This window comes from uncultured Vibrio sp., assembly GCF_947488985.1.
Classification (GTDB): Bacteria; Pseudomonadota; Gammaproteobacteria; order Enterobacterales; family Vibrionaceae; genus Vibrio.
The window spans coordinates 1-556 of sequence record NZ_CANLBV010000277.1; the positions used below are offsets into that span (position 1 = coordinate 1).

The window sequence follows — 556 nt, forward strand, 5'->3', positions numbered from 1 at the left end:
GCTCACCTTGTAAGCCCTCAAGTTTGTTGTGTTGATTTGCATCAACCCCAAGTCCACCGAATGACCTAATGATAGGTAATAAGACGCCATTTTAACGGCCTCTTCTTGGGTCTTTGGTTGCGTGATTTTGGGAGCCGATTGATTGGGTAGTCGGTTGACGTTAATCGCTAACGGCCTAAAGCTCGACTCGTTTTTGATGATGTGCTCTATCGTGGTGGGATGTACTTGATAGATACACTCAAAGTAAGGGGTAATATCCATGAGGTGTACTTTTAAAAATCAAATAGCGTCAAAATGACAAAAAAAGAATTAAAAAAAGCGGACAAAGCAAGGCTGTGTCCGCGGTTGGTGATATGAGCAATTATTGAGAAGTTGGCAACTATTTAAAGTAAAGAGCTGCAAATCCACCGATTAGTGTAGTAAACATCGCGATCATATAAGTCCCAAGCTTACTGTCTATTTTATTTATGTCAGTTTTCACTTCATCAAAACGTCTATCGACATCAGTTTTCATTTCATCAAAACGCTTATCGACTAGGTCAAAACGTTTATCGAC

1 protein-coding gene is annotated in these 556 nt (G+C 39.9%); it reads right to left on the minus strand.

Annotated elements, in window-relative coordinates:
* The coding region (locus Q1A70_RS20320; RefSeq protein ID WP_299697664.1) for a transglycosylase SLT domain-containing protein at nucleotides 1–261 on the minus strand (261 nt) is incomplete at its 3' end.
* Nucleotides 262–556: the final 295 nt, after the last annotated feature.